Here is an 18,169-nt window from a genome sequence, read left to right on the forward strand (position 1 = left end):
GTGTGTCGGCAATGACGCGGGCGCTGAAGGAAACGGACCGGGAGAAGACAGCCGAGCGGCTGCTCAAGTCCTCCGCCAACAAGTTCTACGACCCCGACGTCGACATCGACTGGAACGCTCCGCTCGTGGACGGGAAGCGCTACATCCCGGCACACCGTTCCTCCCTATACGGCACGAAGCTGTGGGACTCCCTGTCCGAGGAACAGCGCATCGAACTCGGCAAGCACGAGGTCGCGAGCGTGGCCACGACCGGGCTGTGGTTCGAAATCCTCCTGATGCAGATGCTGCTCAAAGAGGTCTACGACGAAGACCCGACCAGTTCGCACGCGCAGTACGCGCTGACCGAGATCGCGGACGAATGCCGTCACTCGACGATGTTCGCGCGGATGGCGGCGCGGATCGGCTGCCCCTCGTACGGGCCGGTGCCGTGGCTGCGGCGACTGGCGAAACTGATGCCGTCGATCAGCTACGGGCCCGCGCGCTACGGAGCGATCCTGGTCGCCGAAGAGGTCCTCGACCGGCTTCAGCGCGAGCAGATGAACGACCCGGAGATCCAGCCGCTGGTGCGCATGGTCAACCGGATCCACGTGCTCGAGGAAGCCCGGCACGTCACCTTCGCCCGCGAAGAGGTCACGCGCGGGATGGCGAAGCTGTCGAAGAAGGAAATCGTCTACCAGCAGTTCATCATCGCGCTCATCTCGTACTTCGTGACGCGGGCCTTCATCAACCCGCGCGTCTACAAGGCCGTCGGTATCCGGCCGCGCGACGGCGTCGAGGCCGCGCTCAACAACCCGAATTGGCGCGAAAGCATCCACTGGGCGGGCGAGAAGATCATGCCGTTCCTGCAGGAATCCGGTCTGGTCGGCAAGCCCGGTATGTACTTCTGGCGCAAGTCGTTCCTGCTGCCGGGGAAACGATGAGGAGCGTCAAGCAGCGCGGCGTCGTTTCCTGGGACCCGTCGCGCGAACACCGCTTCGTGACCAGTGACGGCACCGCTCTCCACGTCGAGACGAGCGGTCCGGCGGATTCCGAGCTCACCCTGGTGCTGGTGCACGGCTGGACACAGGACCACCGCACCTGGGACGGCGTGGTCTCGCGGCTCGGCGATTCGGTCCGGACCCTGCGCTACGACCTGCGCGGGCACGGCGGTTCCGCGCCGGCGAAACCGGGGACGGCCACGATCCCGACGCTGGCCGACGATCTCGCCGAACTGATCGAAGACCGGGTGCCGAACGGCCCGATCGTGCTCGCGGGACATTCCATGGGCGGGATGACGATCATGGAGCTGTCCAGGCGGCACCCCGAACTCGTGTCCCGGCGCGTCGCCGGTGTCGCGTTCGTCGCCACGTCGTCCGGTGAGATGGACCGGATCACCCTCGGCTTGCCGGGGATCGCGGGCAGCGGCGCGGCGAGGTTCGAACGGCGGCTCGCGAAGCTGCTCGCGAAAAACCGCCGGGACGCCTTGCCGTTGCCGCTGTCCGTGGTGCGCCCCGGCGCGCGCTTGCTCGTCTTCGGCCGGAAGCCGCGACGGGCGGACGTGGACTCGGTCGCGGAGCAGCTGCTGTGCGCGCATCCCGCGAGCGTCGCCGGGTTCCAGGACGCGATCTCGCGGCACGACTGCCGCGTCACGCTCGCCGCGCTTGCGGGGACACCGGTGATCGTGCTGGCGGGGGAGCGGGACCGGCTCTGCCCGACGCCGCACGCCAAGGTCATCGCCGACGCGCTGCCGGAGGCCGAGTTCGTGCGCTACCCGGGTGCCGGGCACATGCTGCCGCAGGAACGGGCACAGGAGGTCTCGGACCGCATCGCGGCACTAGTCCGCCGCGTCGCGAGGGTCTGAAAAGGGAGCAAGGGACCTTTGCTATCGCTTTCGGTGGGGCGAGCGATAGCAAAGGTCCCTTGCTCTCCGCGCTGATCGGACGGGCGCCCGGTGATCACCGGGGCGGCCCGCTAAAGGTGTGTGTAGCCGATTTCCCTGAGGCGGACGCCGGTCGCCCGGTAGGCGTCTTGGTCGTCCGGAGCGACTGTGGCCAGCCCGTCGACGTAGCGGTTGAACATGCAGAACGCGGCCGCGATCAGCACCGTGTCGTGGACCTCGAGGTCTGTCGCGCCCTCCGCGCGGGCGGCGGTGACCAGGTCTTCGCTGACCGATTTTCCGCCTTCGCGAACAGCGAGCGCGACGTGCAAAAGCGCCTTCACCTTCGCCGACAGGGGTGCACCGTCGACGTCCTTCCAAGCCGCTTCGACGACCGGCATACCGCCTTCGAGTGCTTCGGCGGCGACGGCGCCGTGACTGCGTGAGCAGAAGGTGCAGTCGTTTCCGCGCGAGACCACCGCGGCGATCAGTTCGCGTTCTCCCACGCTGAGGCTGCTCGGCCCGCGGAGCAGGACTTCGGCGAGTTGCCCGAGCGGCGCGGCGGTCTCCGGCCGGAAGGCGAACAGCCCGGTGATGCCGGGCAGGTTCTCGTCGAGAGCGATATGGGGCATGGGCTACTCCTCGCGGATGTGCCGAAGCGGTCTCCGAAGTCCTATCCGAAACCAGGCCCATCGCGGTGCCGCTGGACGGACCAAAGCGAGAGCAAAGGTCCCTTGCTCTCGTCCGCGGTCCGCTAGCGTGATCTCGCAACGCTGCTTTCGACTGGGGAGTTGGAACGATGAAACAGCGCGGATCCATCCTGTCCGTCTTCACCCTCACCCTCGCCGTGGTCCTCGGCGCCGCACTGCTCAACGGTCTCGGCGGCAAGTCCGTCGAAGCCGGGAGCGACGCGGAATTCACCGGCGCCGGTCGCGTCGTCATCCGTGACGCCTCGATGGTGCTCACGATGGACCCGAGCCTCGGCGAAGGTCCGCTCGGCGCGCTCGCCGACGCCGACGTCGTGCTGGAAGGCTCCAAGATCAAGCAGGTCGGCAAGGACCTCCAGACCGGCGACGCCCGGGTCGTCGACGGTCGCGGCAAGATCGTGCTGCCCGGCTTCGTCGACCTGCACAACCACCTGTGGCAGTCGCTCATCCGCGGCTGCGCGGCCGACAAGGAACTCATCGGCTGGCTCGGCAAATGCGTCATCCCGTTGTACCGCGCGCCGGTGACCGACGCGGACGCGTATGCGGGTACCAAGCTCGCGGCCGCCGACGTCGTCTCGACCGGGATCACCACGGTCACCGACTGGTCGCACGCCTTCAACACCGACTTCGCCAAGGGCGGTCTCCGGGCGCTCGGCGAGTCGAAGCTGCGGTTCACCTTCTCCTACAACGGCACCACTGACCCCGCTTTGCAGGACGAGATCCGCCGCGTGAAGCGCGAGGTCATCGATCCGAACCCGTTGGCCCGCCTGCAGATCGGCACGCATCCGTCCACCGGGAACTTCCCGAGTGTGGAGGCGTCGGAGAAACTCGCGCGCGAACTCGGCGTTTCGCTGAACGTCCACCTGCTCGAATCGAAGGCCGACCTGACCGCGGGCCAGATGGACGCGCTCCGGCGGGCGAACGCGCTGCATCCGGGGCTGGTGACGAACCACGTCATCCAGACCACCGACGCCGACCTCGACGAACTCGCGGCCGCCGGGGTCGGCGTGGCGCACAACCCGTTGTCGAACATGCGGCTCGCGTCGGGCGTGATCCGGCTGCCGGAGATGAAGAAGCGGAACATGAAGGTCGGGCTCGGCCTCGACGGCGGCACCAACGACACGAGCGACATGTTCAACGTGATGCGGGCGGCCGTCGGTCTCCAGCGGGCGACCGCGACGGATCCGGCGGTCTATCCGACGACGGCGGAGGTCCTGCGCATGGCGACCCTCGGCGGCGCGGAAGTGCTCGGGATGGACAAGGAGATCGGATCGCTGACCCCGGGCAAGCGGGCGGACCTGCAGCTGGTCGAGGCCCAGTCGGTCAACTTCGCGCCGAAGGTGGACTGGGTGAACCAGCTGGTCTTCAACACCCAGCCCGCGAACGTCTCGTGGGTGTTCGTCGACGGCCGTGCTCTCAAGCGCGAAGGACGCGTTGTCGGTCTCGACACCGCGAAGGTCGTCGCTGACGCTCAGGTCGCTGCGGACCGCATCAAGAAGCTGCTGCCCCAGTAAGCCTGGACGCGCGTGAAGGCCCCCTTCCCTCGGGTCAGCCGAGGGAAGGGGGCCTTCACGCGCTAAACGCGGGGGTCAGTGCTGCAGGGGGAAGCCACCGCCGATGCCTCGCCAGGCGAGGTTGGCGGTGAGGGCGACGGCCTCTTCCCGGCTCATCGACTTGTGGTGCGCCAGCCAGAATCGCGCGCTGACCTGCGAGAGACCAACGAGGCCGACCGCGAGCAGCCGCGCCTTGTCCTCGTCGAGGCCGGCGTCGGCGGTGATGGTCTCGGTGATCGCGTCGACGCTGGCCGACGTCGCCCGGTCCACCGCCTCCTGCACGGCGGGCTCGCCGCGGAGGTCGGACTCGAAGACCATGCGGAAGGCGCCGGCGTCACCGTTGACGAAGTCGAAGAACGCGCCGACGGTCGCCGGGACACGCTGCTTGTTGTCCGTGGTGGAGTCGAGCGCTTCCTTGACCCGCCGCACCAGTTCGTCGACGTGGCTCTCCAGCAGCGCGATGTAGAGGTCGAGCTTGCCGGGGAAGTGCTGGTAGAGGACCGGCTTGCTGACCCCGGCCTCTTCGGCGATCTCGTCCATCGCGGCGGCGTGATATCCGTTCGCGGCGAACACCCGCTGCGCGGCGGCCAGTAGCTGGGCGCGGCGTTCCGTCCTGGGCAGGCGGACGCCTCGCGCCTGCAGTCGCGCCATTTCTGTCATCGTTCCTCCAGTTCGAGGCACTCGTCTCCGCCGAGAACGCGTCAGCCTTGTTCGAGGCAATCTTTCCGCCGAGAACTCATCAGCGCAGTCGAGCGGGGCTCCGCCGGGCGGGGTCACCGCCGCGTGAAGTGAACTCGAGATTACTCGCCGGTACGGCCGGACCGCCAAGGGTCGGGCATCCTTGATGCTGTGTCTTCTTCAGTTTCCCGCGCCGCCGGGGACCGCCCGCCACTGACCCACGTACCGCTGTCGCGCAGGTCATTGCCGTCTCTGGACCCCGCGCCGTCACCTTGGCCCGGGGAAACACTAGGTGTCGGCGGGGTGAAATTGCACATCCGCCGGACTCCTGGCGGCCCCGAGACGGCGGTCTACGTCCACGGGCTGGGTGGTTCGTCCACGAACTGGACCGACCTCGCCGCGCTCTTGGCGCCTCAGGCGGGCGGCACTTCGATCGATCTGCCGGGGTTCGGCTACTCGGAGCCGCCCGACGGATTCGACTTCAGTCTCGACGCGCACGCGGAGATCGTCGCGCGGCACATCGAAAGCCTCGAAACCGGGCCGGTGCATCTGTTCGGCAACTCGATGGGCGGCGCGGTCGCGCTGCTCGTCGCGGCACGTCGTCCGGAACTGGTGAAGACACTGACGCTGATCTCGCCCGCGATGCCGGATCTCCGCCCCAGCATGAAACGGCTGTCCGACCCGAGGATGGCGTTCGCGTACCTGCCGCTGATCGGTCCGCGGGTGCGTCGCAGCCTGGCCGCGCTCGGCCCGCGTGAACGCGCCATGCAGGTCATCAACCTGTGTTTCGCCGACCCTTCCCGCTTCGCCGAGAGCAGGCTGAACGAACTGGAGGAAGAGCACAGCGCCCGAGCCGGCTTCGCCTGGGCCGCGCCCGCCTTGGCCCGCAGCACGTTCGGCATCTTCCGGACGTGGTCCGCGCGCGGTCCCGCGTCGCTGTGGGCCGTCGCGCCGACGGTCACCACGCCGACGCTCGTCGTGTGGGGGCAGCACGACCGGGTGATATCCGTCCGGCGCGCCGAGCGCACCGCTCGGCTACTTCCGCACGCCCGGTTGCTCGTTCTGCCCCGAACCGGCCATGTGGCGCAGATGGAACGCCCGAATGTCGTAGCGAAGGCCGTTTTGGGGATGTGGGAATCGGTCGAATCGGGCACCTGGTAGCCCATTCGGGTGGGCGGAACACGCCGCGCGACGCGCCGGTCGATCACAACATCACAGTTCGGTTATGGCACCCTGGTGCCGTGGACCGGGTGAAGCAGGACGCGCAGGGTGAAGGTCGGCGGTCTCAGTACTCCGCATCCGCCCGTCGTTCGTCGCGCCCCCAGCCCCGGACCTCCGATGTCCCGCGCACCGGCCAGTACCGGCCGGCACCGCCGCCGTCGCAACGCCTGGACGAAGATCGCTACCGCCCCGGTACCCGCCGGACCAGCGCCCAGCCGCTCAGCGCGTCCTGGAAGCCGCACGAGCCCGCCGCGAAGGCCGGTGACCGCAAGGCCAAGGGCAAGAGCGGCATCGGCCGGTTCGCCAAGACCTACGGCTGGCGGGTGTACGCACTGCCGATCCTGGTGGTGATCACCGCGCTGGTGGTGTTCAACACCGCCACCGGCCCGCCGGAGCCGATCGCCTCCGACGGGACGAGCCTGGCCTCGGCCGACGGTTCCGCCGGCAACGGCGGGGAGCCGGGCGCGGGGGTGGACGGAGGCGGCGACGTCCTTCCCGAGAACCCCGCCAAGCCGGTCGACCTCAAGATCCCGACCGCGGATCTGCCCAAGGGCGCCAACTTCACCGAGTCCGGCAAGGGCACCTATCACGTGGTGCCGGGTTCCGGGCCGAAGGTGGGCACAGGACAGCTCTTCACTTACACGGTCGAAGTCGAGGACGGCATCGATTCGGCGAGTTACGCGGGCGACGACAGTTTCGCCAGCGCGGTCGTCGACACCTTGTCCAGTCCGCAGAGCTGGACGTGGGACGGGAAGAAGGCGCTCCAGCGTGTGGACGCGAGTTACCCGAACCCCAGCTTCCGCGTGAGCCTCACCACACCGAACACGACGCATCGCGCCGACGTCTGCATGTTCCAGATCACCTATGAGACGTCGTGCTACCGGGCGAGTTTCGACAAACGCGTGGTGATCAACCTCGCCCGATGGGTGCGCGGCGCGATGGCGTTCCAGGGCGATATGACCGGGTATCGCCAGTACGCGATCAACCACGAGGTCGGCCACGCGCTGGGCGGCAAGCACGTCGGTTGCCCGGTGGACGGCGGGATCGCGCCGGTGATGATGCAGCAGACCTTCGGCGTCTCGAACAACTTCGTCGCGCAGCTGAACAACCTTCCCGGCGGGGACAGGGGCAAGGTGCCCGCCGACGGCAAGGTCTGCAAACCGGGGTCCTGGCCCAACCCGACCCCCTAGGTCCACACCATCCCACCTGCTGGAATTTCCCAGGATATGAAACGAGGGAAGGCGTTTTCGCTTCTCGGTGTTGTAGATACTGGGATGCGAACCGCGATCCACGCGAGATGGAGGACCCGATGTCAGGCACGCTGCCGCCGCTCGTAGAGCCGGCCGCCGAGCTCACCAAGGAAGAGGTGGCCCGGTACAGCCGTCACCTGATCATCCCGGACGTCGGGGTGACCGGGCAGAAGCGGTTGAAGAACGCCAAGGTGCTGGTCATCGGCGCCGGCGGCCTCGGCAGCCCCGCGCTGCTGTACCTGGCCGCGGCCGGTGTCGGCACGCTCGGCATCGTCGATTTCGACGAGGTCGACGAATCGAATCTGCACCGCCAGGTCATCCACGGCCAGTCCGACATCGGCAAGCTCAAGGCCGCGTCGGCACAGGAGACGATCGCCGAGATCAACCCGTTCGTGAAGGTGCACCTGCACACCGACCGGCTCGAGTCGTCGAACGCGCTCGAACTGTTCGAGCAGTACGACCTGATCCTCGACGGCACCGACAACTTCGCGACGCGGTACCTGGTCAACGACGCCGCCGTGCTCACCGGCAAGCCGTACGTGTGGGGCTCGATCTACCGGTTCGAGGGCCAGGCGAGCGTGTTCTGGGAAGACGCGCCGAACGGCAAGGGTCTCAACTACCGCGACCTCTACCCCGAGCCGCCGCCGCCCGGCATGGTCCCGTCGTGCGCCGAGGGTGGCGTGCTGGGTGTGCTGTGCGCGTCGATCGGTTCGATCATGGTCAACGAGGCGATCAAGCTGATCACCGGCATCGGTGAGCCGCTGCTGGGCAGGCTCGTCAGCTACGACGCGCTCGAGATGAAGTATCGCGAGGTCAAGATCCGCAAGGACCCGGAGACCCCGAAGATCACCGAGCTCATCGACTACGAAGCGTTCTGTGGTGTTGTGTCCGACGAAGCCGCTTCGGCCGCTTCGGGACACACGATCACTCCGGCGGAGCTCAAGGCCAAGTTCGACAAGGGGGAGAACTTCGCCCTCATCGACGTCCGCGAGCCGCACGAGTACGAGATCGTGAACATCAAGGGCGCGACGCTGATCCCGAAGGACAAGATCCTCTCGGGCGAGGCGCTGTCGGAACTGCCGCAGGACAAGCCGATCGTGCTGCACTGCAAGTCCGGTGCGCGTTCGGCGGAGGCGCTGGCGGCACTGCACAAGGCCGGGTTCAAGGACGCGACCCACCTCGGTGGCGGCGTGCTGGCCTGGGCGCGGCAGATCGACCAGAGCCTGCCGACCTACTGAGGTCTCGGTCCCGCTGACCTGCGAAAAGGGAGCAAGGGACCTTTGCTATCGCTCGCTTGGTGTGGCTAAGTAAGCGGGAGCAAAGGTCCCTTGCTGTTCTTAGCGCCTCGCTTGGGACGATCACCGTCTCAAGCGTGGCGCTCGCGCCGGCCTGGTTCGCGGCCACGGAAATAGGCACACTCGATGTCCCTTTTCCACACAGGCTCTGCGGCGACCAAGCGATAGCAAAGGTCCCTTGCTCCCGTCCGGCCGCTCAGCCGCCGAAGCCGATCGAGCCGCCGGTGAAGATCGCCCGCACGAATCGCGCGTATCCCGCGGGTACGTCGGTCCGGTGCCCGCCGCTCGCCTTGGGCAGGGCCGCCATGATCTCGGCGTCGGTCAGCGGGCGCGTCTTCGCGGCCAGCTCCCGCAGTTCCGACGGCTTCCAGTTGTGGTTGCCCGCGAGGTGCAGTGACACCGCGCCGCGTCGCTGGATGAACTCGATCCGGTCGGCGTTCTGGCGCAGAAACTCGCCTTCGCCGACCTGGGTGCACGTCGCGTTCTCAAGCCGCCAGTCCGTCTTCACCGACGTCTCGCAGCTCTCGACGGCGTCGGTCACGAAGGTCCACACGGGCGAGACCCACAGCATGGGGCTGTACTCGAGAATCAGCGAGCCGGAGTCTTCGGTCGCTTTGCCCGGAAGGCGTTGTGCGCCGAGATCGGCCGCGAGGGTGCGTTCGTGCGGGACGCCGGTCGAGGCCAGCCGTCGGGCGGCGGTGTCTTCGGGGAGCGCGGCGGGGACGGCGATGCCGCCTGCCGCCAGTGCCACGCCGAGGACCGCGGCGCCGGTCCGCATCCGCCAGTCTCCGACGAACAGACCTGCGACGATCGCGACCGGCAGTCCGAGGAACGGCACCGCCACCCACTCGGCGGGCTCGAAGGCTTCCGCCACTTCCACCACGAAGATCGCGCCGAGTACACCGGAAATCCCGACGACGAACGCCCACGCCAGCCTCGGCCAGGGCCGCACCGTCAGCGGCGAGACGTTCCGCGCGGCGAAACCGGCCAGGTACGCCGTCGCGATCGACACGATCGGGACGGGTAACGCCAGCCAGGGAACGTGCAGGAAAGCGGCGAGCACGAGCAGCCAGCCGACGGTGATCGCGCCGAGGGTGCCCAGCAGCCACAACGATCCGAGCTGGAGGGCGGCGAGCTGTCCATCGGTGAGCCGACCCTGCGCCGTTCGGGGGACCATGGCCGAAGAATGGCAGGTCAGAGTGATGGTGTCTTGAGTATCGCTACTCAAGTGACCAGCGCGTCTTCTCGTTAGTGGCGTGGAGGACGAGGTAACGTCCCGTGCCGTGCGTGCCACCCTAGAAAGCCCTCCGGATCACGTCTGTTCGGCGTTCGGCGGACGTGACGGTGACGCGGAGCCGCTGCCAGGCACCACCGCCTGGCGCTACGGCGATCTCGTGCTGAAGCCGGTCGTGGACAAGTCGCGGACCTTGTGGACGGCCCGGGCGCTGGAAGCCGTGAACGAGCCCGGTCTGCGGGTCGCGAAGCCGGTCCGGTCCAGTGACGGCCGGTGGGTGGTCGGCGGCTGGTCGGCGAACCGGTTCGTGTCCGGGACGGCCGAGCACCGCTACGACGAGGTCGTGCACGCGGCGGTCAAACTGCACCGCGCGACGGCGGGCTTGCCGCGGCCGGATTTCCTGGGACGCCGCACCGACATCGAGGCACTGGCCGACAAACTCGCCTGGGGCGAAGCGGATATGCCGCTCGACGAGAACAAAGGTGGCCGCTGGTTCGAGGTCTTGGCAGGCTCCCGAAGACCGATCAAGCTGCCGGACCAGGTCGTCCACGGAGAGCTGCTCGCCGGGGTGCTGTTCGACGGCGACGAGGCGCCCGGGATCGTCGATTTCGTTCCGTACTACCGGCCTGGTGAATGGGGTGCCGCGATCGTCGCGGTCGACGCGCTCGCCTGGGGTGGCGCCACCATCGCACTTCTCGAACGCTGGGCGCATCTCCCGCAATGGCCCCAGCTTCTCCTGCGGGCCATCCTCTTCCGCTTGGCCGCCAACGCCCTCGACCCGCGGTCGACGCGAGCGGCGCACGACGGGCTCCGGGCCGCGGCCCGCGATGTGAGCGCTGTGCTGTGAGTCCGTGAAGGCCTCCTTGAGGGACTCTGATTCCCTCAAGGGGAACCCGCATTTGGGTACCTACGCCTCGTGCCCGATCACGACCGGTGGACCGGCGATCGAGCGGGGAAGATTCCGGACGCTCAACGTCCGGAATCTTCCCCACCCGGACCGCCGCGGCCGCCCCTCGGCGAATCCTTTATGGACAGTTGGAGAGCCTCGGGGACACCGCTTGCCCCAGCGTCGAAGCGTGATGTCCTGAAGGACCCCGTTGAGACCTTCAACGTCTCAACGGGGGCCTTCAGGACACGCCACCTTTGAGTTACCCCTCAATAAGTTCCTGGCATTGGCCCCCAAGGTAGGGAAGGAGGCCTTCACGGACCGGCCTATTCGGTCCGCAGGCTTTCCAGCCGCGCGGCCGAGCGCACCGCCGGGAACGCGGACGCGGTCACCACGAGGACCACCGCGACAGCGGCGGCGGCGAGAGCGCCCACGCCCGCCCAGTCCACCACCAGCGGATTCGTCAGCAGGCGGGTGGCCAGCGCGGCGATGCCGACCCCGGTCGCGATCGCGACCACCACCCCGAGCAGCAGCGGAATCCCGTTCTGCCACAACAGGGACCGCATCACGACGCGGACCGGCACCCCGGTCGCGGCCAGCGCCGAAATGGCCCGGCGCCGCTCCCGCACCTGTTCCTGGGCGAGCACCAGAAGGCTCACCCCGGCCAGCAGGAGGATCAGCAGCGCCCCGGCGAACAAGCCGTCACGGACATCGCTGTACATCCTGGCCTCGTCCGTCTGCTTCTTCCCGTCCACGGTGGTCACCTGCGCGCGCCAGGCGAACGGGGCGATCGCGTTGCGAACCCTTTCGATGAAGTCCGGGTCCGCGGTCGACGACCGCAGGGTCGCGTTGGCCGCCGCGCCGGTCAGGTCGATACCCGCCGCCGCGGCGGGGGTCAGCAGGAGCTGTGCGCCCGGATCGAAGGCGGCCCCGCCCGGCGGGCCCGTGACCGGCCGCGGATCGGCCGGAACAGTCCAGCGCTGTTCGCGTTTCGCGTCGTCGACCAACGTCACCGTCTGTCCACTGTGGAATGTGGTACCGCGTTGCCCGTCGGCCAAGGTGAAGACGTCGCCGTCGGCGCACGCCGGCGCCTCCGTCGTGGCTTTGATCGTGGCGCAGTCCGCGACACCCACGAAGACCCCGGCCTCGATGGCGAGCAGGCTCCGGAGAGACCGGAAGTCCTGCGCGCCCGGGATCTCCCGTACCGCCGCCAGCACCTTGTCCGCGGGCGCGCCATAGGAGTTGACCTGGATGGCGTCCTTCGGTGAAAAGTGACGCGCGGTGTAGAAGGCGGCCTGCCCGGCCAGCAAGGACTGCAGTGCGATCGCCCCGGCCACGACGACGCAAAGCCCCGCGACGACGCGGGAAGGTGTCCCGCTGTCGGTCTGCAGCCGCCGGATGGCGAGCTGGAACGCGGGCGGCCCGCCCCGGATCCGCGAGACCGCGCGGTCCAGCAGCCACGGCAGCAGGGCCGGAATGCCGACCAGCAACGACAACGCGCCCGCCATCATCGCGGCACGGGCGAGTTCGCTGCCGATGGCGTAGTCCGGCACCAGCAGCGCGATACCGGCGACGACGAGCAGGAGCCGCCACCACGACCGCCGCCGGACCGGCGACGCCTCGCGGACCGTGCCGAGCGGTTCGACGATCGTGTGGCGTTGCGCGGTCAGTGTCGCCACCACGGTCAGTGCCGGGACGACCAGCGCGATCAGGACCACCAGTGGCCACGACGGCGTCAGATCGGCGGGGAAGAGCCCGAAGCGGAACACCTGCAGTTCCGCGATCTGCCCGCGCAGGAGCAGGAACAGCCCGGCCCCGGCGAGCAGTCCGGTCGCCGCGCTCACCAGCGTTTCGGCCGCAGCCACCCGCCGGACCTGCCAGGCTGTCGCGCCCGCCAGCCGGAGCGCGGCGAGCCGCCGGTCCCGTTCCGCGCCGCCGACCCGGGAACTCGTGCCGATGAAGATGAACACCGGCGTGAGCAGGGCGACGATCCCGATCAGCAGCACCACGAGTACGCCGACGGGGAGCGGTTCGCCCGGTCCGTAGCCACCGAAGGCGTAGATCGGGCTTCCCGGCAAGGACCCGTCCGTTCCCAGATAGGCGGTCAGGTCACCCGGGTTCCGCAAGGCCTCTGCCTTGATGAGCCCGGCCGGTTCACCCGCGAACCGTGGCCGCAGGAGTTCACCGGCGTCCGAGTCGAGCAGTTCCTTCAGTCGCGGCGAAACGACGACCTCGCCCGGCGCGGGAATCCGGTCGAGCCCCGGCGGTATCGGTGAGTCCGGCCCGGTCGCGTGCACGTACCTGAGCCCGATCGGCTCGCCGCGGAACTCGGTCGTCAGCTCGGTGAAGGTCAACGGGGAGATGTCGGAGGTCGCGTGAAAGTTCGCGTAGGCGGCCCTGTCGCGCTGTTGCCTGCTTTCGTAGGCGTTGCCCACCGACGCGGCGACCAGCAGGATCGCCACCGCGAGCCCGATCCCGACGGTGCCGAGCACCAGCCTGACGATCGAGCCCCGGCCGCCCCCGACGGCCAGCCGGAACCCCAGCGTCAGATCTTCCCACCGGCTCATCGGGTCACCGCCGGTTCGCGTGTCTTACCGTCCCGCACGATGACCTCCCGGTCGGAATACGCGGCCACCCGTGGTTCGTGGGTGACCAGGACCACGGCGGCGTTCGTCTGCTTCGCGGTCTCCGAAAGCAGCCTCATCAGCAGCTCGCCGCTGAGGGAGTCCAGCGCGCCGGTCGGTTCGTCGGCGAAGATCACCGACGGTTCGGTGATCAGCGCCCTGGCCATGGCGACCCGCTGGCCCTGCCCGCCCGACACCCGGCCGGGCGGACTGCCCGCGACCTCGCCGACCTCGAGCCTGTCGAGCCAGGTCCGCGCGAGCCGTTCCGCCGGGCGGCGTTTCATCCCGCCGAGCCGCAGCGGCAGCGCGACGTTCTCCAGGCAGGTGAGCTCGGGGACGAGCTGCCCGAACTGGAAGACGAAGCCGAATTCGGTGCGCCGCAGAGCGCTGCGTTCGGCGTCGGACATCGCCGACAGCGCGCGGCCGCGGAACGACACCCGTCCCTCGTCCGGGCGGATGATGCCGGACAGGCAGTGCAGCAGGGTCGATTTGCCCGATCCCGACGGCCCCATGACGGCGACGATCTCGCCGGACGCCAGTTCGAGCCCGGCCCCGGCCAGCGCCTGGTCAGGGCCGAATGCCTTGTGCAGGCCCAGGCCTTGTAACAACGATGTTTCCACTGTGAGTCCCCCGGATTGTGAGCGGCTCAGCGCCCGAGCTGACGCGCGAGGTCATCGAGACGGGCGGCCGTGAGTTCCAGCCACCGCAGATCCGCTTCGAGATGGAACAGCGCGTGATCGCAGATGAGCTGGTCGGCGAGGTCGCCGGTGGTCTTGCGCGCGGTGAGCTCCCGCATGACGCGGAGGTGGGAGCCGCGCTGGGCGTCGAGCAGGTCCTGGGCGCCGCGGCCGGACATCAGCGCGAGCACCACCTTGGTGTAGAGCGTGTTCTGCAGGTAGACGGAGGGATTTTCCGGGCTTTTCAGCCATTCCTCGACGTTGCTGACGCCGGCGTCGGTGATGGCGTACCGCTTCCGGTCCGGTCCGCCGCCCGCTTCGACGCCGTTCTCTTCCACCAGCCCGTTTTTCAGGAGCCGGTTCAGTGTCGAGTAGACCTGCCCGTAGTGCAGTGGGCGGTCTTGCCGGAACTGTTTGTCATAGAGCTGTTTGAGGTCGTAACCGTGCTTGGGACCGGCTTCCAGCAGGCCGAGCAGGGTGTTCCCGATGGACATGCGGTGACTATACACAGTGTGTATACGCCCGGTCTATACATCGAGTGCATAGCCCTCGACCTGGCGACGTGACCTCACGGTGTGACCTTCGCCGTCGGCAGGCAATGTCAAACGCCTGAAACATTCAGGAGTTTTCAGGTAACACGGCCTACCTACCTTCAAGCGCAATCGACGCCTTAGGAGGTGCCCGTGCCGCTCGCCGCCCCCACCACGACCGCGGTGGACACGCACTGCCCGTACTGCGCCCTGCAGTGCGGGATGAGCCTCGACGGCGCCCGCGTCGCCCCGCGCGACTTCCCGGTCAACGCCGGGGGCCTGTGCCAGAAGGGCTGGACGTCGGGAGAACTGCTCACCTCGCCTTCCCGGCTGACCACGCCGCTGATCAGGGTCGACGGCGAGCTCCGGCCCGCGAGCTGGGAGCAGGCGCTCGACCTCGTCGCGCGACGGCTCACCGAGATCCGGGCGGCCAAGGGAGCCGATTCGGTCGCCGTCTTCGGCGGCGGCGGGCTCACCAACGAAAAGGCCTACCTGCTCGGGAAGTTCGCCCGGATCGCGCTCGGCACCTCGCAGATCGACTACAACGGCCGGTTCTGCATGTCGTCGGCGGCCGCCGCCGGGATCAAGGCGTTCGGCGCCGACCGCGGGATGCCGTTCCCGGTCACCGACCTCGCCGACGCCGACGCCGTCCTGCTGATCGGCGCGAACCCGGCCGAGACGATGCCGCCGTTCACCCAGCACCTGCGCGGCGCGGATCTGATCGTCGTCGACCCGCGCCGGACCGCGACCGCCGAACTGGCCGGATTGCACCTCGCCCCGGCGCCGGGTACGGATCTCGCTCTCGCGCAAGGGATCCTGCACGCCGTCGTCGCCGACGGCCTGCTGGACCAGTCCTATGTGGACAAGCGGACCAACGGCTTCGAGGAGCTGTGGCGTTCGGTCGCGGCGTGGTGGCCGGAGCGGGTCGAACAGATCACCGGCGTCTCGGCCGCCGACCAGCGCAAGGTCGCCGCCAAACTCGCCGCCGCCCGCAACGCCTACATCCTCACCGCGCGCGGCACCGAACAGCACGCCAACGGCACCGCGATGGTCAACGCGTGGATCAACCTCGCGCTCGCGCTCGGCCTTCCCGGCCGCGCGGGCTCCGGATTCGGCTGCCTGACCGGGCAGGGCAACGGCCAGGGCGGGCGCGAACACGGCCAGAAGGCCGACCAGCTGCCCGGCTACCGCAAGATCGACGACCCCGCCGCGCGCGAGTACGTCGCCGGGGTCTGGGGTGTGCCGCCGGAATCCCTGCCGGGGCCGGGCCGGTCGGCCGTCGAACTGCTGGAAGCGCTCGGCACCGAAGACGGACCGAGCGCGCTGATGGTGTTCGGCAGCAACGTCGTCGTCTCGGCGCCCGGCGCCGGACGCGTACAGGACAAGGTGTCCTCTTTGGACTTCCTGGTCGTCTCGGATCTCGTGCTGTCGGAGACCGCGGCGATGGCCGACGTCGTCCTGCCGGTCACCCAGTGGGCCGAAGAGGACGGCACGATGACCAACCTCGAAGGCCGGATCCTGTTGCGCCGCAAGGCGATCGATCCGCCCTCCGGGGCGAGGACCGACCTCTTCGTACTTTCGGAACTGGCCAAGCGCCTCGGCCAGCCCGAGGGACGGTTCCCGTCCGACGCGGAGACCGTCTTCACCGAACTCCGCCAGGCGTCCAAGGGCGGCGTCGCCGACTACTCCGGCATCACCTACGACCGGCTCCGTGACGGCGAAGCGCTGTACTGGCCCGTTCCGGCGGAAACGCATCCCGGCACGCCGCGGATGTTCCTCGACTCCTTCGCCCATCCGGACGGCCGCGCGCGGTTCGTGCCGGTGGACCACGTCGGCCCGGCCGAGGTGCCCGACGCCGAATTCCCCTTGCAGGCCACCACGGGCCGGGTCCTGCAGCACTACCAGTCCGGGGCACAGACCCGGCTGGTCAAGGAGCTGAACGACGTCGTTGCGGAGGCCTTCGTGGAAGTTCACCCGGACACCGCCGCGCACGCGGGACTGGCCGAGGGAGACCTCGCCATCGTGCGGTCGCGACGCGGGGAGACCCGTGCCCGGATCCGTTGTGTCGCGTCGCTGCGCCCGGATCTGGTGTTCCTGCCGTTCCACTTCCCCGGTGAAGGCCGGGCGAACCTGCTGACCAACCCGGCGCTCGACCCGACCAGCCGGATGCCCGAGTTCAAGGTGTGCGCGGTCGCGCTCGCCCCGGCCGAGGCGGCCGCGTGAGCGCCCGGTCGGTGGTCATCGCCGGATACGGGATGGCGGGTGCGCGGCTGGCCGACGACATCCGCCGCCGCGATCCCGACGGCGAACGCGTCCGGCTCACCGTCGTCGGCGCGGAGACGCACGCCGCCTACAACCGGGTGCTGCTCTCGTCGGTGGTCGCCGGGACGATGCGGCCCGAGGTCGTCCGGCTCCACGACGACGACTGGCCGTCCCGCACCGGGGCCGATCTGCGCCGCGGGGTCGCCGCGACGTCGATCGACCGGGCGGCGCGGCGGGTGCACCTCGATGACGGGTCCACTGTGGACTACGACGCGCTCGTGCTCGCCACCGGCGCCAATCCGTGGATGCCGCCGGTCGAGGGGCTCGAACCCGGTCCGGACGTCGTCGCGTTCCGCACACTCGACGACTGCGCCCGCATCCTCGACGCCGCCAAACTGGGCGCCCCGGTCGCCGTTCTCGGCGGCGGGCTGCTCGGCCTGGAGGCGGCGCGCGGCCTCGCGGGGCGCGGAAACCTCGTCACCGTCGTGCATCCGATGCCGCACATCATGGAACGTCAGCTGGACGCGGAAGCCGCGCGGGTGCTGACCAGGAAGCTCGAAGAACTCGGCGTCGGTTTCCGGCTCGGGGTCGGTGCCGCGCGGTATGTCAGTGGTGACGGGCTCAAACTCGACGACGGTACGCACGTACCCGCGGATCTCATCGTCGTCTCGACCGGGGTCCGGCCCGAGACGAAACTGGCCGTGGATGCCGGGTTGACCGTCGAGGGCGGCATCGTCGTCGACGATCTGCTGCGGACCAGCGACGGCCGGATCCACGCGATCGGTGACTGCGCGAAGCACCCCGGTGCGTTCGGCGGACTCGTGCAGCCCGCGTGGGAACAGGCCGCCGTCGTCGCGGATCTGGTCACCGGGACGAAATCCGCGTCACGCTACCGCGGCACCCAGCCGGTGACCCGGCTCAAGGCGCGCGGGATCGACCTCACCGCACTCGGCGAGACGATGACCGGCGCGGACGACCCGACCGCCGAAGTGCTCACCTTCAGCGACCCGGCGGGCTGCCGCTACGGCAAGCTCGTCATCCGGGAAAACCGCGTGGCGGGCGCGATCCTGCTCGGCCTTCCCGACGCGGCCGCGACGATCACGCAGTTCTACGACCGGGGCACCCCGGTGCCGGAAGACCGGCTCGCCGTCCTTTTGGGACGCGCGCTGCCCGCCGGGGCGCCGTCGGCGTCGAGCCCGGCCGATCTGCCCGCGTCGGCGGTCATCTGCCGCTGCAACGCGGTGACCAAGGGGCGGCTCGTCGAGGCTTGGCGCGCCGGCGCCACCGACGTGCCCGCCCTCGCCGGAGCGACCCGCGCGACGACCGGCTGCGGCGGCTGCAAGGACGCCGTCAGCGGGGTCGCGAGATGGCTGGCCGCGCAGTGATCCGGCTGAAGG

General features: G+C 69.1%; 15 protein-coding genes. 9 read left to right on the forward strand and 6 right to left on the reverse strand.

Features of this window, described 5'->3' with window-relative positions:
* The first annotated feature begins 11 nt into the window (after window positions 1-11).
* Entirely contained in the window at window positions 12-920 is a 909-nt protein-coding gene (locus tag ACZ5ZX_RS27220; protein ID WP_465504802.1) for an AurF N-oxygenase family protein, read from the forward strand.
* Complete coding sequence (locus ACZ5ZX_RS27225) at window positions 917-1,840, forward strand: alpha/beta fold hydrolase (protein WP_465504803.1); 924 nt, start codon at window positions 917-919, stop codon at window positions 1,838-1,840. The genes ACZ5ZX_RS27220 and ACZ5ZX_RS27225 overlap by 4 nt, the downstream gene beginning before the upstream one ends.
* Window positions 1,841-1,950: 110 nt before the next feature.
* On the opposite strand, the gene ACZ5ZX_RS27230 is transcribed toward ACZ5ZX_RS27225, so the two are convergent.
* Window positions 1,951-2,487 carry a carboxymuconolactone decarboxylase family protein gene (locus tag ACZ5ZX_RS27230; protein ID WP_465504804.1) on the reverse strand — a complete coding sequence of 179 codons (537 nt, stop codon included), beginning with the start codon at window positions 2,485-2,487 and terminating at the stop codon, window positions 1,951-1,953.
* Between the two features lie 167 nt (window positions 2,488-2,654).
* Between ACZ5ZX_RS27230 and ACZ5ZX_RS27235 the strand changes: the two genes are divergently transcribed.
* A complete protein-coding gene (locus ACZ5ZX_RS27235; protein WP_465504805.1) occupies window positions 2,655-4,076 on the forward strand; it encodes an amidohydrolase family protein in 1,422 nt (473 codons plus the stop codon).
* Between the two features lie 75 nt (window positions 4,077-4,151).
* Here ACZ5ZX_RS27235 and ACZ5ZX_RS27240 read toward each other — a convergent pair whose 3' ends face one another.
* Entirely contained in the window at window positions 4,152-4,775 is a 624-nt protein-coding gene (locus tag ACZ5ZX_RS27240) for a TetR/AcrR family transcriptional regulator (protein WP_037316399.1), read from the reverse strand.
* Window positions 4,776-5,096: 321 nt separating this feature from the next.
* Between ACZ5ZX_RS27240 and ACZ5ZX_RS27245 the strand changes: the two genes are divergently transcribed.
* The 3 genes from ACZ5ZX_RS27245 to moeZ all read left to right on the forward strand — a co-directional run bounded on the left by ACZ5ZX_RS27245 (window position 5,097) and on the right by moeZ (window position 8,502).
* Window positions 5,097-5,954 (forward strand): alpha/beta fold hydrolase, encoded by an 858-nt coding sequence (locus ACZ5ZX_RS27245; RefSeq protein ID WP_465504806.1) that lies wholly within the window; start codon window positions 5,097-5,099, stop codon window positions 5,952-5,954.
* 80 nt (window positions 5,955-6,034) lie between these two features.
* On the forward strand, window positions 6,035-7,204 hold the full coding sequence (locus ACZ5ZX_RS27250; RefSeq protein WP_465504807.1) for a DUF3152 domain-containing protein: 1,170 nt from the start codon (window positions 6,035-6,037) through the stop codon (window positions 7,202-7,204).
* Window positions 7,205-7,323: 119 nt separating this feature from the next.
* Entirely contained in the window at window positions 7,324-8,502 is a 1,179-nt protein-coding gene (gene moeZ / locus ACZ5ZX_RS27255; protein WP_465504808.1) for an adenylyltransferase/sulfurtransferase MoeZ, read from the forward strand.
* A gap of 253 nt (window positions 8,503-8,755) precedes the next feature.
* Here moeZ and ACZ5ZX_RS27260 read toward each other — a convergent pair whose 3' ends face one another.
* On the reverse strand, window positions 8,756-9,736 hold the full coding sequence (locus tag ACZ5ZX_RS27260; protein ID WP_465504809.1) for a hypothetical protein: 981 nt from the start codon (window positions 9,734-9,736) through the stop codon (window positions 8,756-8,758).
* 106 nt (window positions 9,737-9,842) lie between these two features.
* Here ACZ5ZX_RS27260 and ACZ5ZX_RS27265 point away from each other — a divergent pair, with 106 nt between their 5' ends.
* Window positions 9,843-10,640 (forward strand): TIGR02569 family protein, encoded by a 798-nt coding sequence (locus ACZ5ZX_RS27265; RefSeq protein ID WP_465504810.1) that lies wholly within the window; start codon window positions 9,843-9,845, stop codon window positions 10,638-10,640.
* A gap of 365 nt (window positions 10,641-11,005) precedes the next feature.
* Here ACZ5ZX_RS27265 and ACZ5ZX_RS27270 read toward each other — a convergent pair whose 3' ends face one another.
* The 3 genes from ACZ5ZX_RS27270 to ACZ5ZX_RS27280 are packed head-to-tail and all read right to left on the reverse strand — an operon-like array spanning window position 11,006 to window position 14,474.
* Window positions 11,006-13,246: an FtsX-like permease family protein gene (locus ACZ5ZX_RS27270; protein WP_465504811.1), complete on the reverse strand. Its 2,241-nt coding sequence runs from the start codon at window positions 13,244-13,246 to the stop codon at window positions 11,006-11,008.
* Window positions 13,243-13,923, reverse strand: a complete 681-nt coding sequence (locus ACZ5ZX_RS27275) for an ABC transporter ATP-binding protein (protein WP_465504812.1) — start codon at window positions 13,921-13,923, stop codon at window positions 13,243-13,245. The genes ACZ5ZX_RS27270 and ACZ5ZX_RS27275 overlap by 4 nt, the downstream gene beginning before the upstream one ends.
* 26 nt (window positions 13,924-13,949) lie before the next feature.
* Window positions 13,950-14,474 (reverse strand): PadR family transcriptional regulator, encoded by a 525-nt coding sequence (locus ACZ5ZX_RS27280; protein WP_465504813.1) that lies wholly within the window; start codon window positions 14,472-14,474, stop codon window positions 13,950-13,952.
* Between the two features lie 189 nt (window positions 14,475-14,663).
* Here ACZ5ZX_RS27280 and ACZ5ZX_RS27285 point away from each other — a divergent pair, with 189 nt between their 5' ends.
* Complete coding sequence (locus ACZ5ZX_RS27285; protein ID WP_465504814.1) at window positions 14,664-16,733, forward strand: molybdopterin oxidoreductase family protein; 2,070 nt, start codon at window positions 14,664-14,666, stop codon at window positions 16,731-16,733.
* Window positions 16,730-18,157 (forward strand): FAD-dependent oxidoreductase, encoded by a 1,428-nt coding sequence (locus ACZ5ZX_RS27290; RefSeq protein WP_465504815.1) that lies wholly within the window; start codon window positions 16,730-16,732, stop codon window positions 18,155-18,157. The genes ACZ5ZX_RS27285 and ACZ5ZX_RS27290 overlap by 4 nt, the downstream gene beginning before the upstream one ends.
* Window positions 18,158-18,169: the final 12 nt, after the last annotated feature.

It is taken from the genome of Amycolatopsis sp. NPDC033938 (genome assembly GCF_055575975.1).

Bases quoted from the DNA above. Each gene is read 5' to 3' on its own strand.
- ACZ5ZX_RS27270 (WP_465504811.1), bottom strand. From the start codon at position 13,246: ATGAGCCGGTGGGAAGATCTGACGCTGGGGTTCCGGCTGGCCGTCGGG.
- ACZ5ZX_RS27235 (WP_465504805.1), top strand. From the start codon at position 2,655: ATGAAACAGCGCGGATCCATCCTGTCCGTCTTCACCCTCACCCTCGCC.
- ACZ5ZX_RS27225 (WP_465504803.1), top strand. From the start codon at position 917: ATGAGGAGCGTCAAGCAGCGCGGCGTCGTTTCCTGGGACCCGTCGCGC.
- ACZ5ZX_RS27240 (WP_037316399.1), bottom strand. From the start codon at position 4,775: ATGACAGAAATGGCGCGACTGCAGGCGCGAGGCGTCCGCCTGCCCAGG.
- moeZ (WP_465504808.1), top strand. From the start codon at position 7,324: ATGTCAGGCACGCTGCCGCCGCTCGTAGAGCCGGCCGCCGAGCTCACC.
- ACZ5ZX_RS27280 (WP_465504813.1), bottom strand. From the start codon at position 14,474: ATGTCCATCGGGAACACCCTGCTCGGCCTGCTGGAAGCCGGTCCCAAG.
- ACZ5ZX_RS27260 (WP_465504809.1), bottom strand. From the start codon at position 9,736: ATGGTCCCCCGAACGGCGCAGGGTCGGCTCACCGATGGACAGCTCGCC.
- ACZ5ZX_RS27220 (WP_465504802.1), top strand. From the start codon at position 12: ATGACGCGGGCGCTGAAGGAAACGGACCGGGAGAAGACAGCCGAGCGG.
- ACZ5ZX_RS27230 (WP_465504804.1), bottom strand. From the start codon at position 2,487: ATGCCCCATATCGCTCTCGACGAGAACCTGCCCGGCATCACCGGGCTG.